Below are 13,470 nucleotides of genomic sequence, written 5' to 3'. Positions count from 1 at the left end.
AGCTATGCGTTCGTTATTTTTCCCATCTTCTGCTTTGACGGGTTTATAATTTTCCAAGGCGAATTTTCAACGAAGTGGCAGGATAAAAGGGCTGCCGCCAATGTAGAGGCACCAGCTGCCGCTAGTCCTATAGTTGGATTTTTTTCAAACCACCCAAATTGTACAAACGACTGTATGATTGGGAAGTGGTATAGGTATATTCCGAAGGATAGGTCGCCAAACTTATTCCATGACCCGAGCGATTTTGAAAAAATAAGCCCAACAACTGCTATCGATAGAGATATGGGGTAAATCACCGGGAGTTTATTTAATGTCACTATGGTGCATACTGATGCAACGATTATTAACGCAATATCGCCTTTCACGTATTCAAAATTTTCGCCTATCATTAGTCTGTATAGAATCGCGCCGGCCGCGAAAAATTGAATTTGCCCAGGTAATTGTCTTCGAAGCAGCGTGAATAATTCATTTTCTGTAGAGATATATAAGTACGAACATATGTACGCGTAAATTGCGGATGCAATTAAGAGTAATACAAGGGAGCGAATGTGACCAATTTTTTTTCCCATTAAATATATCAAGGGTACTGAAAGGTAGAACATAAATTCTATCTTCATCGTCCATAGTGCGCCATTTATCGCAGATATTTTGTTATCTGCGAATGCGCCAAGTATTGACGGGTGGATAAAATTTAATGTCGTTATGTTTGCTATGAGGTATTTTCCTGCGTCCTGGTAGAGCTGGAAATCTCTATGGGCAGTTGTGAAGGCAATGCCAATTAACGTGCAGAATATGACTGCTACCGCATAAGGCGGGTAAAGTCGCTCGAAGCGACGGCGTAAAAATTGTTTTACGGATTTCCGATTGTCGTAGCTTAGGAAAACAAAAAAACCGCTTATGACAAAAAAACTCTGAACTCTTGTTTCAATATCAATTGAGTTCAAGAAATCCAAGTAGTCGATCCCGGCAAGAATGTGCGCGTGAGATGTAAAGACAAAAATGGCTAGTATTGTCTTTATAGCTGTGAGGTTTGTTTTTTTAGGTATGGTTGTCATTTTTTGTTTGGCCGCTGATAGGAGCGATGGGGCGTCGCAAGGACATTTTCTTGGCCTTAGCTCGCTTGGCTTGATTTCTTTCTGCCAATGAGAGTGCCGTAAGGATGCCTAGCAGCAAGTATACAGTTTCCGATTGATGTAGTGGATTAATCACAGACCAGGCCGCAACAGGGGCGACCCACTTTGTTGATCCCAAGCCGATGCCGAGGAAAAATACCATCCAAAAGGCAAGCCCCGTAAATCCAGCTATAATCATAAGATCAATAGGTGATGAAAATACAGAGTTCGTGCCTAACCCCAATCCTCGTATGATTGTGGATATATTTGAGAAATGATACTCAACAAAACCGAAACCATATCCCAATATGTTGTCCGAAATTAATAGTATAGATTGCTCATAGGCTAAACCTCGTTCTGTTTTAAGTCGAACTTCAAGCTTATCTCCTGATAGGGAATCGGAAAACAAATAAATGTACAGCATGATTCCGACGATTATGACTGCTGACCTCGCCCAAACGGGAAGCTTCGCGTGAGCTAAGAATGCAATTCCGGCGGCCACCATCATTGATTTCGATCCTGACAAAAGAGTGACCGAAATAGTCAGGGCTATAAATAACGCTGTGTTACTAGTGCTTTTATTTTTAATCCAAAGAATGTAGCTGAAGCCAAAAAAGAATACAGATATCCAGTTTCTCTCCCTAAATGTACCGTGTAGGGCTCCTTGGCCAAAACTCAATGTCTGATATATTATAGGTGGCTGAACCTGTTGTATGACGAATTGAATTCCGAGAAATATAAATAGAAACAGAAATCCATAAGGGAGGTTTTTATTGTAGTAAATCTTTCCGAGGCTTTTCCCAACGACGTAAAATCCTGGATATATGAAGAGAAATTTTACTAATTGATCGGTTTCTTTGATTCTTCCAAAGTCTTGGAAAAACGTTGCGGCGGAGGACACTAGGAAAAATATCGCAAATGCATAAGCCTCACTGAGGGAGACTGAAATTTTTTTCGAGAAAGCTAAGGCGCTGATCGCGCATATGAGCCAAATTTGAATTGGTTTGGCCGGGCCGATCTGAACGAACTGAAGGGAAGCGCAGATCAGTCCGAATAGAAATAGAAGGTGGACCCACGCAAACGATGATGAATATTTTTGAGCGGGGGGTAGTGCGTGCACGCTCGACACCAGTTGATAATGTGGCATGGGTGGTTCCTGAGTGGGAGCGTTTAAATGCTATGCGAGGCTCCGGCTGAGTGCAAGATCGTTCGTAGGCCGTTCGTAGATCGTTTGTGTACATGCTCCTTTAGGCACATAATGTCCGGAGGATTTTCTAGAGTGTGAGCCCTAGTCAAGGCACGATAAGCGCATGTCGAAGTTGTGGGGAGGCTTGATTTCCGAGTGATGATGAAAAAACTTAGCATATCCCTCGTCGTTGCGACGATGAATAGGCCGACTCAACTGGAACATCTTTTTCAGACGCTCGAACGCCAGACCGTTCGCGCGGACCAGATCTTCGTTGTCGATCAAAGCCGAGACGACCTGACACGCGACGTGGTCGAGCGCTATGCGACCCGCTTGCCGCTCACCTATTTCCACCGGGAGGCGAGAGGGCTTTCGTGCGCGCGCAACGTGGTCCACGATCTGATCAGCGGCGATATCGTCGCCTTCCCTGATGACGATTGCTGGTACCCTGACGACACTATCGCGCGGGCCGTCGCCGAGTTCGAGAAGGACGCGGACCTCGGCGTATTCACCGGCGCCAGCATGTCCGAAGCCGGCGTGCCGTCGCAGGGACGGTGGGGGACGGAGCGGGTGGTTGTCGACAAGCGAAGCGTCTGGACGTCACAGACCAGCTACACGACCTACTACCGCACAAGCGTGTTCAAGCCTTTGGGCGGATTTGACGAAACCCTGGGGGTCGGCGGATCGACGCCCTGGGGGGCTGGCGAGGAGACCGATCTTCTTCTGCGGGCTCTCGCGACCGGTGCTCGTGCTGTATACGATCCGACATTCCGCGTGTTTCATCCCGAGCCCCTGGCCGTTTATGACGAGGGCGCCTACTCGCGGGGGCGGAAGTATAACCGCGGGGTCGGGCGCGTGCTGCGTCTTCATCGCTTTCCGCCCTGGTTTGTCGGCTACATGGTCGCGAGACCGGCTGTCGGCATTGGAGTTGCCATGTTGAAGGGGCAGCTTCCGTTGGCGAAGTATAGAACGATTACGGCCGTGAACCGTCTACGCGGTTTCATGGACCCGCTTTAAATCCGTTCAACGGGCTTGGTGAAAAGTGCAGCGACGACAGAAAGGGTAGCCGTGTCGATCAGGCGAGATGCCATATGGACGGCTCTGGACATCTTCCTATCGGCAGGGCTCGCGTTCGCGTTTCGCCTGGTCATTGCGCGTGTTCTGGCTCCGCATGATTTCGGTGTGGCCGCTATTGCTCTGTCTGTGATCGCGGTGTTGCAGGTGGCCAGTGATTTCGGACTTACAGCGACGCTTATCCAGAAGGACGAAGCGCGGGTGACGCCCAAGCTGGTCAATACGACCTTTACCGCATCGCTGATCATCTCCGTCTGTATGGCTGCTGTGACAGCCTTTGTGGTGGCCCCGCTGGCGGCGCGATTCTATAATGAGCCGGCTTTGGCCCCCCTGTTGATGGTGCTGGCGGTCAATCTTCTGCCATCCGCCTTTACGACCGTCTCGTCCGCGATGTTGTTTCGTGCACGCCGTTTCCGTGCCGTGGCGATCAATAAGATCGTATGCGCCGTGACGGCGGTCCTGGCGGCGCTGGTCGTTTTGTTGATTCATCCGGGGCCATGGGTCGTCGTCTGTCAGGCGGTGGTTTCTGCGCTTATCGTCGCGGTCGGGTTGACCATGACGGCGGGATGGTCGTTTCGGCTGGCGCTCGAGCGAGCTCATTTGAAGGAAATTTTCGGCTTCAGTAGTTTCGTCTTGGCGAATGATCTCATCATCGCGCTGAGCGCCAACTCCGGCGTCTTTATCGTGGGGCGTTTGATCGGAGCGGGCGACGCAGGCCTGTATTCGCTTGCCGTTTACGTGACGGACACTATTAGACAGGCTCTTACGTCAATAACAAACAGGGTTACATTTGTTCACTATTCTATAAATAAGTATGATTTGTCATATTTAAGGCAGGCATTGATCTCTGCGCTTGTTTGGAACTGTCGTATAATTTTTCCAGTCATGACGGCCTTGATCTGTTTTGGTCCCCAACTGGCCGTTCATTTCATTGGTCCGGAGTGGAGTGAAATGGGTGCCGTTATGCAATGGCTGGCGCTTTCAGCCATGGTGCTGGCTGCGGGTGGAAACACGTCGACGCTCTATAAGGCGCTCGGCCGTCCAGGTGTGGACCTTGCTCTTCTCGCAGGGTCGATCTTTGCTCTCCTGATTCCGGGGATGATCTTGGGAGCGACAATGGGGGGGCTTGTCGGTGTGGCGATCGCCACCGCTGTGACCAGGTTGATCAACAATGTTGTGCGCCAGGTTCTGCTGGATCGGCTCATCGGAAATGTGTGGGGGGCTGCGATAAAGGCGGTTGCGCGCCTTCTGCTCATGCAGATTCCTATAGTGGCCGTATGGTTTGTCGGGCGCATGATTTTTCCGCGCGCGACTTGGGTCGAGACGTTTATAATGTCCCTGGTTGCAGCGATGATATATTTTGTCCTCGAGTTTCCAGTAGCTTTCCCTGGTCAATTCAAAAAGGCTAAGTTTTTTCTTAGGAAGATTTGCACTCTATGATGTCTTCGTCCGAGCAAAGTTTTTCAGCAGTATTCGCTGTTTCTAGTGGTCAGGATGACAATATAGGCGACATTGTTTTGCGTCGTAGATTTCTCGACGCCTTGCGCCCGCTTGGACCAATCAATGTTTTGCTAGGTGAGAATTCCCCCGGTTTTGTCGAGGGGCTCATGCTTGGCGCGTCCGATGTGGTCTATACGGGCCTCGAAGATTGGAGAGCGGCGCTTGACGTGGCAAGTCGGCGTGGACGCGTGCTTGTCGCCGACAATCCTGGAGAAGTTGATCTGACTCCGGGTCTCGTGAAACAACAGATATTGCTTATGCCAAATCTTTTCGGAGTTCGTCGCAGGAAAGGTAGGGTCGTTAGATTTGGAACGGGCATTCGGTCGCCTCACTCCGGTGTGTGGGGGCTGATCTATAACTTGGCCTTCCGCACGACGCTGATGTTCCACGAGCCCGTGAGGTGGCGTGATCCGATTTCTCGCGACACTTTCGGCATTGGGTCCGTAATGCCGGACTGGGGATTTGCCGACATTGGTCCCGAGCGGGTCGCTATGACAGCGAATGATGCGCGCAACCTGTTCGTGATATCGCAGAGAGTGGATCGCCCCCTGCCTTCGGCGGAGTGGATCGACGGCGTTAAGATGTTCTGCGCCGCTGCGGGCTTGAAGCCCTATGTCGTTACCCAAGTGGTTCGCGACCAGCCCCGTTCGGACTGGCTTGCGGATGCTCTGGGAGCGGATCAGCTGCCTTGGGACGGGCAAAATCCCCGCCGGCATGAGAACAATCTGCGAGAAATCTATCGCCAGACAGCATTGGTTTTGAGTGACAGATTGCATGTGCTCATCGTCGCCATGACAGAAGGCGCACCACCCTTGTGCATAAGCGAACATAGCGAGAGCAAGATTGGTAGGCACATGGATGCCGTGAATTATGCTGACGTCAGCATTCAGGTGTCCGGTCTTTCCAGCGTCGAGATCGCCGCGCTTTGCCACAATAATGTGAACCGTGGGGCGGAGTTGGAGGCTGCGGTGAAACGCGCTCGAAAAGAGATCGAATCGGTAGACAGACTTCTTCTTGATCTCTGAGTGTTATATTACTTAAATGAAGGGCCGAGTTGTGGATGCTAGAATTTCAGTCGTCATTCCGACTTTTAACCGGCAGGACACAATCGTTGACGCCATCAAGACGGCGCTTGATCAAACTCTTGCGCCCATAGAAGTCATTGTTGTCGACGATTGTTCGACCGATGCTACTGTCGAACGTGTGCGAGCCTACAGTGATTCACGCGTGGTGCTGATATCACAGCCGAAAAACATGGGGGGCGGAGCGGCTCGGAATGCCGGGATCCTTGCTGCTAAGGGGGACTGGGTCGCCCTTCTGGACTCGGATGATCTATGGCGCGCCGACAAACTGGAGCTTCAGTCACGGGCGATAGAGAATGCACGGGATGCGATCTGCTACTCAAACTTGGAGTTTTTCGGAGGCGACGCGGGGCGTCCGTACTGGAACCTTCGCCCTCTTAGGAATGGAGAGCCTCTGGCCGATTATATGATTGCGGAGGGACAGGCGGTGCAGACCTCCTCTCTGTATATGTACAAACAGACTGCCGTCTCGATCCTATTCGACGAACGACTTCGGCGGCACCAGGATTGGGATTTTGTCTTGCGGGCCGAGCGGGAAGGTATGCATTTCGTCTATATTGACCTTCCGCTTGTACTGTACCGTATGTCGGACAGCGAGAGTGTCTCGCGAAATGCCAATGTCAGCGCGACTTTGGACTGGATGGATTGGGCTGGGGATATTCTGACCGCGCGCCACCGTTCGATTATCGGCCTCGACGTAATTGTTCCTAGAATCGCGGGCCGTGATTTTTGGGGTGCGGCCGGCCTTATCCTGAAGGCGATAGGAAACGGTGTCGTCGAGCCTCGGCGCCTGCTTCGTGCGAGCCTCGAACTGCTTCCGCCGCCCGTCACTCAGCCCCTAAAGCGGGTTATCCGGAAATTTCGGCGAGCCTGAAAGAAATCTGGAGGGGTGAACCTCCAGATTATCCCCGGCCGATACCGGAATATTTGAACCCGCGTCGCGCCATTTCGTGGTCGCGGTACACGTTTCTGAGGTCGATCAGCACGGCTTGGTTCATTGCCGCCTTGACCCGATCCAGATCCAGCGCGCGGAACTGATCCCACTCGGTGATGATGACCGCGGCGTCCGCGCCCGTCACGGCCTCATAGGCGTTGGCCTTCATCTCCACGCCAGGCAGCAGTTTTGCCGCCTCGTGCATGCCTTCCGGATCGAAGGCCTGAACTTTTGCGCCAGCGGCGATAAGGGCGAGGGCGATGTCCAGCGAGGGGGCGTCGCGCATGTCGTCGGTATTGGGCTTGAAGGTCAGGCCCAGCAGGGCGACGGTCTTGCCGGCGACGCTCTCGCCCAAGGCGGTCTCGACTCGCCCGGCCATGGCCTTCTTGCGCGCGTCGTTGACCTCGACCGTGGTCTCGATCAGGCGCACGGGCGACTTGTACTGCTGAGCTGTGCGGACCAGGGCGATGGTGTCCTTGGGGAAGCAGGAGCCCCCGTAGCCGGGGCCGGCGTGCAGGAACTTGGACCCGATCCGCTTGTCCAGGCCGATGCCGCGCGCGACCTGCTGCACGTCAGCGCCGACGGCTTCGCACAAGTCCGCCATCTCGTTGATGAAGGTGATCTTCATCGCCAGGAAGGCGTTGGCGGCGTATTTGATCAGTTCCGAGGTGCGGCGGCCAACGAACTGAAGCGGGCTCTCGTTCAGGTTCAGCGGACGATAGAGTTCGCTCATGACCGCCTTGGCGCGCGAACCGGCATCGCCGTCGACATCGTTTACGCCGATCACCACCCGGTCAGGGCGTTTGAAGTCGCCGATGGCCGCGCCTTCGCGCAGGAATTCGGGATTGGAAACGACGGCGAAGTCGGCGTTCGGATTGGCTTTGCGAATGATGGCCTCGACCTCGTCGCCGGTGCCGACGGGCACGGTGGACTTTGTCACCACCACGGTGAAGCCTTCGATGAGACCGGCGATTTCTTCGGCCGCCGCATAGACGTAGGAGAGGTCCGCATGACCGTCGCCACGACGGGTCGGCGTGCCGACGGCGATGAAGACGGCGTCGGCGTTACGGATCGCTTCGGCGCCCTCGAGCGTGAAGAATAGGCGGCCTTCCTTTACGTTGGTCGCGACCAGATCGTCCAGGCCAGGTTCGAAGATCGGGATCTCACCCTTCTCCAGCCGCTCGATCTTCGACGGATCTTTGTCGATGCAGGTGACCATATGGCCGAAGTCGGCGAAACAGGCGCCAGACACCAAGCCGACATAGCCGGTTCCGATCATCGCTACGCGCATTTAAAAGTCCCCAGGTGGCTAGACTGTGTCATATCTTGTTGCGACGCAGCATGGCAATGGTCGTGAATGTGGGAAGGCTCGCTTCTTTCAATCATGAGGCGACAAGGCTGAATCAGAAGGTTCCCGGCCTGCGAATTGGGGGCGGGATTTGGTCCGGCGTAATGAGTCTGCTTGTGCACCATGCGAGGCTGAAATCTACAAGGTTCGCTCGACCGCCGAAGGTGGTGTTCTGAGACGGAATGTGAGCCTGGGTCACCGTGGTCTCTGCTGCGGAGCATTAATCCAGCAGCGCCCCGAGTTCGCGGCTTTATCCTCATCAAGCCATGCCCGCGTGTGTCAAACGCCCGCCTACATCGCCTATCATGTGGCACAGATAATGGGAGGCGATGGGGCGCCGATCTCTGATGTAGCTTTTAGCTCCGCATCTGCTACGTCAAAAATCGAGGGGATATAGACATGAACACTGCGCTGTCACGCATCTACATGCTGGACTGTCTTCGCTTTATCGGCGTGACGTTCGCGCTGTTTTCGCACGTCGCTGGCGAGATGCACCTCTACGCCGTTTCGGGACCATTGCGTTACGGTCCCGCTTTTGGCTTGGCGCGATAAGGCAGCGCTCATGCTGGTGAGATTGGGTTGTTTCGGGTCGGCTCGGCGGGTTTTGGACGGATTCCGGGCTTGGTCAGGCGGGTTGCAGGGCGGCCCAGCGGCGCAGATTAAAGGCCATGGCGACCATCAGCATCTGGCCGGACGCCTTGGTCAGGCCGATGTAGCGGATGCCGGTCAGGCCCATGCGGCGCTTCCAGGTGGCGAAGGTGGTCTCCACGGCGGCGCGCCGGCGAGCGATCAGGCGGTTGAGCCGGGCCAGACGGGGCGGCAGTGTCGGGGGATGTTTGTTGGGCCGTCGCATCAGGCGCGGCTTGATGCCCTGAGCCTTGAGCGCGGCCTGCCGAGCATGGGTGTGATAGGCCGCATCGCCCAGCACGGCCCTCTCATCGCCCCGGACCAGAGCGTCGGCGGGAGTGGTGTCGTTGACGTTGGCCGGAGTGGTCAGGATCGACCGGATCAGGCCCGAGCCCTGATCGACGCCGACGTGGGCCTTGTAGCCGTGGGTCGAGCCCGGCTTGCCAGAGCGGCGGGCGTAGGCGGCGTCGGGATCGACCCTGGCCTCGCCGGGGCCGCGCCGTCCTGCGGCCTGCGTCTCGATCAGGGTGGCGTCCAGCATCGTGCCCTGCTTGAGGACCACGCCCGCACCCTCCAACTGACCATCCAGCTCTGCGAACAGACGCTCCAGCAGCCGATCCCGCACCAGCCGGTTACGGAACCGGCACAGGGTCGTGTGGTCGGGAACCTCGTCCTCCAGGCTCAGCCCGACGAACCGCCCGAACGCCAGGCTGTCGCCCAGCCGGAACTCCAGCTCGGCGTCCGACAGCCCATACCAGGCCTGAAGAAGCAGGGCCTTGAACAACAGCAGAGGCCGATAGCCGGGTCGGCCCGGCCCCTCCTCGCGAAGACCCGCCAGCGTTCGCTCGAACCCGGTCCAATCGACCAGAGCCGACACCCGCTCCAGGGCCGCGCTGCCACTACGCCGAGCCAGCCCAACCTCGCCAAATCCCAACTGGCCCGTCCGCTTCACCGACATCGTAATCCCTCCGTCGAGAACAGGGAATCACGATCCGCGAATAATGCAACGGTCCCAATACGGGTCGCTCATATCCAGACGCCTCAGGAGCCTGAATTCAGATACAATGCCTCATATCAATGAGTCTTGAGGCTAGCTCCGCTTGGAGGAAATTCTCAGGAGCATATCAAGAAACTGTTTGTCATGGGTTTGTGGCATCAGCTTCTCGATGAACCTGTAGTGGTTGGCCTGGCGTGAGGTCCTTGCTAGACGCTCTAGTTCACGACTAGAAATGAGATCGTTGTTCAAGGGGAACGGACCAAATTGGCTGCGCTTTCGATTCTAATGCGTCCTCGCCGTTTTGGCGACGCGCGTGGCTGGTTCATGGAGACCTATTCGGAGGCTTCTGCGCTGGCGGCGGGCATCGACGCGCGGTTTGTGCAGGACAACCAGTCATTCTCGGCCTTTGAGGGCACGGTCCGGGGGCTTCACTATCAGCGGCCGCCGCATGCCCAGGCCAAGCTGGTGCGGTGCGTGCGCGGATCGATCATGGACTATGCGGTGGATATCCGGCGGGGATCGCCGACCTATGGCCACCATGTGGCGGCCAAGCTGACCGCCGAGGGCGGCGAGCAGTTGTTCGTGCCGGTCGGTTTCGCCCACGCCTTCATCACCCTCGAGCCGGACGTCGAGGTCGCCTACAAGGTGACCGACGTCTATGCCCCGGACTGCGACGGCGGCATCGTCTGGAACGACTCCACCATCGGTATCGACTGGCCCCTCCCGGAAACTGGCGCGGTCCTGTCCGACAAGGATAAGGTCCTGCCGACCCTGGCCGAATTCGACAGCCCGTTCGAGTATGATGGCCGGCCGCTCGAACCCCTGCCTACGCTCTGACCTGAACCCTGACTGAGAGACAACCGATGCGTATCCTGGTCACCGGCGGCGCCGGTTTCATCGGCTCGGCCCTGGTGCGGCGGCTGATCGAGCATACGGACCATGAGGTCCTGGTCTATGACAAGCTGACCTATGCGGGCGTGCTGAGCTCGCTTGAACCGGTGGCCTCCAGAAACCGCTATTCCTTCGTCCAGGCTGACATCTGCGACGCCGAGGCCGTGTCCAAGGCCCTGCGGGAGTTCAAGCCTGACGTGGTCGCCCACCTGGCGGCTGAGAGCCATGTCGATCGGTCGATCGACGGGCCGGGCGAGTTCATCCAGACCAATATGGTCGGCACCTTCGTCATGCTGAACCAGACCCTGGGCTACTGGCGCGGGCTGGATGACGTCGCCAAAGAAAACTTCCGCTTCCACCATATCTCGACCGACGAAGTGTTCGGCTCGCTGGGCGAGGACGGCTTCTTCACCGAGACCACCCCCTATGATCCCCGCTCGCCCTATTCGGCGTCCAAGGCGGGGTCGGACCATCTGGTGCGGGCCTGGGGCCATACCTATGGCTTGCCGGTGCTGGTGACCAACTGCTCCAACAACTACGGCCCTTATCACTTCCCCGAAAAGTTGATCCCGCTGATCATCATCCGGGCCCTGAACGGCGAGCCCCTGCCGGTCTATGGCGACGGATCGAATGTGCGCGACTGGCTGTTCGTCGACGACCATGCCCGCGCGCTTCAGGCCGTGTTCGAGACCGGCACGCCCGGCGAGACCTACAACGTCGGGGGCAATGCCGAGAAGAAGAACATTGAGGTGGTCACCGCCATCTGTTCGATCCTGGACCGGTTGCGGCCCAAGGCCGAGGGGCATTACGCCGACCAGATCACCTATGTGACCGACCGGCCGGGCCACGACCATCGCTACGCCATCGACGCCTCCAAGATCCGTTCCGACCTGGACTGGACCCCGTCGGTGACCTTCGAACAGGGCATTGAACAGACGGTGACCTGGTATCTGGAGAACCAGTCCTGGTGGCAGGACATTCTGGACGCCCGCTATTCGACCCAGCGCCTGGGCGTGGCCAATGGCTGATCCCGTCCACATCCTGATCACGGGCGGGGCCGGTCAGGTGGGACTGGAGCTCCAGGCCGCCGCCTGGCCCGAGGGCGTCGTGTTGCACGCCCCGACGCGGGCCGAGCTGGACCTGGGCGACGCCGCCTCGGTCCGGGCCGCCTTCGCCGCCACCCCCTTCGCCGCCGTGATCAACTCCGGCGCCCATACGGCGGTGGACAAGGCCGAGACGGAGGTCGCCGCCGCCTTCGCCGCCAACGCCATGGGGCCGGCGGTTCTGGCCGACGCGACGCGCGAAGCTGGCATCCCGCTGATCCAGGTCTCGACCGACTATGTGTTCGACGGGTCCAAGGACGGTTTCTATGTCGAGACCGATCCGGTCGGGCCGCTAGGCGTCTATGGCGCCTCCAAACTGGCGGGCGAACTGGCGGTGCGCGCCGGCAATCCGCGCTCGGTCGTGCTGAGGACGGCCTGGGTGCTGAGCGTCCACCGCGCCAACTTCCTCAAGACCATGCTGCGGCTCGCCGCCGACCGGCCGGCCCTGCGGGTGGTGGGCGACCAGCACGGCTGCCCGACCTCGGCGCGCGACATCGCCCAAACGCTCAAGACCATCACGCTCAAGATGATCGCCGACGCGGACGCCCCGACCGGCGTCTATCAGTTCGTCAACGCCGGCGAGACCACCTGGGCCGGACTGGCGAGCGAGATCTTCGCCCTCAGCGCCGCCGCAGGTGGTCCGTCCGCCTCGGTCGAGGCCATCCCCGCGTCCCAGTACCCGACCCCGGCCAAGCGCCCGTCGAACTCACGCCTGTCGACCGAGAAATTGACCCGAGACTACGGGATTGCGCCCCGCCCCTGGCAGGCCGCCGTCGCCGAGATCGTCCACGAACTCCACGCCGAAAGGACCCACCCATGAAGGGCATCATCCTGGCCGGAGGATCGGGCACCCGCCTGCATCCGATGACCCTGGTCACTTCGAAGCAGCTGATGCCGGTCTACGACAAGCCGATGATCTATTATCCGCTGTCGACCCTGATGCTGGCCGGCATCCGTGAGGTGCTGATCATCTCCACCCCGCGCGATGTGCCCAGCTTCCAGGCCCTGCTGGGCGACGGTTCGCAGTGGGGCATGGAGATCCAGTACGCGGTCCAGCCCAGCCCCGACGGCCTGGCCCAGGCCTACGTCATCGGCGCGGACTTCGTGGGCGACAATCCGTCGGCCCTGATCCTGGGCGACAACATCTACTACGGCCACGGCATCACCGACCTGTTCACCAGCGCCATGAGCCGGCCCGAGGGGGCGACGGTGTTCGCCTATCACGTCAATGATCCGGAACGGTACGGCGTGGTCGCCTTCGACCAGGACATGCGCGCCCTGTCGATCGAGGAGAAGCCGGCCCAGCCCCAGTCGAGCTGGGCCGTCACCGGCCTGTACTTCTACGACAAGGACGTCGTGGAGATCGCTCGCGACCTGAAGCCCTCCGCCCGCGGCGAACTGGAGATCACCGACGTCAACCGCATCTATCTGGAGCGCGGCAAGCTGTCGGTCGAGATCATGGGCCGGGGCTACGCCTGGCTGGACACCGGGACACCGGACAGCCTGATCGAGGCGGCTGAGTTCGTGCGCGTGCTCGAAAAGCGCCAGGGCTTCAAGATCGCCTGCCCTGAAGAGGTGGCTTTCCAGAAGGGCTTCATCGATGCCGCCAAGCTCGA

General features: G+C 57.7%; 13 protein-coding genes. 9 read left to right on the top strand and 4 right to left on the bottom strand.

All coding sequences use genetic code 11. From position 1 onward, the window contains the following. Positions 1–2: 2 nt before the first annotated feature. Positions 3–1,055 carry an acyltransferase family protein gene (locus OU998_RS00065; RefSeq protein ID WP_267514823.1) on the bottom strand — a complete coding sequence of 351 codons (1,053 nt, stop codon included), beginning with the start codon at positions 1,053–1,055 and terminating at the stop codon, positions 3–5. After that, a complete protein-coding gene (locus tag OU998_RS00060) occupies positions 1,039–2,259 on the bottom strand; it encodes a hypothetical protein (protein WP_267514822.1) in 1,221 nt (406 codons plus the stop codon). The genes OU998_RS00065 and OU998_RS00060 overlap by 17 nt, the downstream gene beginning before the upstream one ends. Positions 2,260–2,457: 198 nt before the next feature. On the opposite strand from OU998_RS00060, the gene OU998_RS00055 reads away from it, so the two are divergent. Genes OU998_RS00055 through OU998_RS00040 form a run of 4 tightly spaced genes read left to right on the top strand, consistent with a single transcriptional unit; the run spans position 2,458 to position 6,828 of the window. Continuing rightward, positions 2,458–3,315, top strand: coding sequence for a glycosyltransferase family 2 protein (locus tag OU998_RS00055; protein ID WP_267514821.1), 858 nt, complete (start codon positions 2,458–2,460; stop codon positions 3,313–3,315). A gap of 18 nt (positions 3,316–3,333) precedes the next feature. Next, positions 3,334–4,812, top strand: coding sequence for an oligosaccharide flippase family protein (locus tag OU998_RS00050; protein WP_324287970.1), 1,479 nt, complete (start codon positions 3,334–3,336; stop codon positions 4,810–4,812). Continuing rightward, entirely contained in the window at positions 4,809–5,897 is a 1,089-nt protein-coding gene (locus OU998_RS00045) for a polysaccharide pyruvyl transferase family protein (RefSeq protein ID WP_267514819.1), read from the top strand. Before OU998_RS00050 ends, OU998_RS00045 begins: the two co-directional genes overlap by 4 nt. Before the next feature lie 16 nt (positions 5,898–5,913). Then, positions 5,914–6,828: a glycosyltransferase family 2 protein gene (locus tag OU998_RS00040; RefSeq protein ID WP_267514818.1), complete on the top strand. Its 915-nt coding sequence runs from the start codon at positions 5,914–5,916 to the stop codon at positions 6,826–6,828. A 28-nt stretch (positions 6,829–6,856) separates the two neighbouring features. On the opposite strand, the gene OU998_RS00035 is transcribed toward OU998_RS00040, so the two are convergent. Beyond that, the gene (locus OU998_RS00035; protein WP_267514817.1) at positions 6,857–8,179 is read right to left on the bottom strand and encodes a UDP-glucose dehydrogenase family protein; all 1,323 of its coding nucleotides are present in this window, start codon (positions 8,177–8,179) and stop codon (positions 6,857–6,859) included. Positions 8,180–8,635: 456 nt separating this feature from the next. Here OU998_RS00035 and OU998_RS00030 point away from each other — a divergent pair, with 456 nt between their 5' ends. Beyond that, a complete protein-coding gene (locus OU998_RS00030; protein ID WP_267514816.1) occupies positions 8,636–8,788 on the top strand; it encodes a hypothetical protein in 153 nt (50 codons plus the stop codon). 73 nt (positions 8,789–8,861) lie between these two features. On the opposite strand, the gene OU998_RS00025 is transcribed toward OU998_RS00030, so the two are convergent. Continuing rightward, positions 8,862–9,821 carry an IS5 family transposase gene (locus OU998_RS00025; RefSeq protein ID WP_267514815.1) on the bottom strand — a complete coding sequence of 320 codons (960 nt, stop codon included), beginning with the start codon at positions 9,819–9,821 and terminating at the stop codon, positions 8,862–8,864. A gap of 324 nt (positions 9,822–10,145) precedes the next feature. Between OU998_RS00025 and rfbC the strand changes: the two genes are divergently transcribed. The 4 genes from rfbC to rfbA all read left to right on the top strand — a co-directional run. After that, positions 10,146–10,697, top strand: a complete 552-nt coding sequence (rfbC, locus tag OU998_RS00020; RefSeq protein ID WP_267514814.1) for a dTDP-4-dehydrorhamnose 3,5-epimerase — start codon at positions 10,146–10,148, stop codon at positions 10,695–10,697. Positions 10,698–10,723: 26 nt separating this feature from the next. Further along, on the top strand, positions 10,724–11,779 hold the full coding sequence (gene rfbB, locus OU998_RS00015) for a dTDP-glucose 4,6-dehydratase (protein WP_267514813.1): 1,056 nt from the start codon (positions 10,724–10,726) through the stop codon (positions 11,777–11,779). Next, positions 11,772–12,674 (top strand): dTDP-4-dehydrorhamnose reductase, encoded by a 903-nt coding sequence (gene rfbD, locus OU998_RS00010; protein WP_267514812.1) that lies wholly within the window; start codon positions 11,772–11,774, stop codon positions 12,672–12,674. Before rfbB ends, rfbD begins: the two co-directional genes overlap by 8 nt. After that, the coding region (gene rfbA / locus OU998_RS00005; protein ID WP_267514811.1) for a glucose-1-phosphate thymidylyltransferase RfbA at positions 12,671–13,470 on the top strand (800 nt) is incomplete at its 3' end. The genes rfbD and rfbA, both read left to right, overlap by 4 nt.

It is taken from the genome of Brevundimonas sp. SL130, assembly GCF_026625805.1.
Lineage (GTDB): Bacteria > Pseudomonadota > Alphaproteobacteria > Caulobacterales > Caulobacteraceae > Brevundimonas.
The sequence above is the reverse complement of the archived record's forward strand: the minus strand, read 5'-3'. Positions and strand labels throughout refer to the sequence as shown.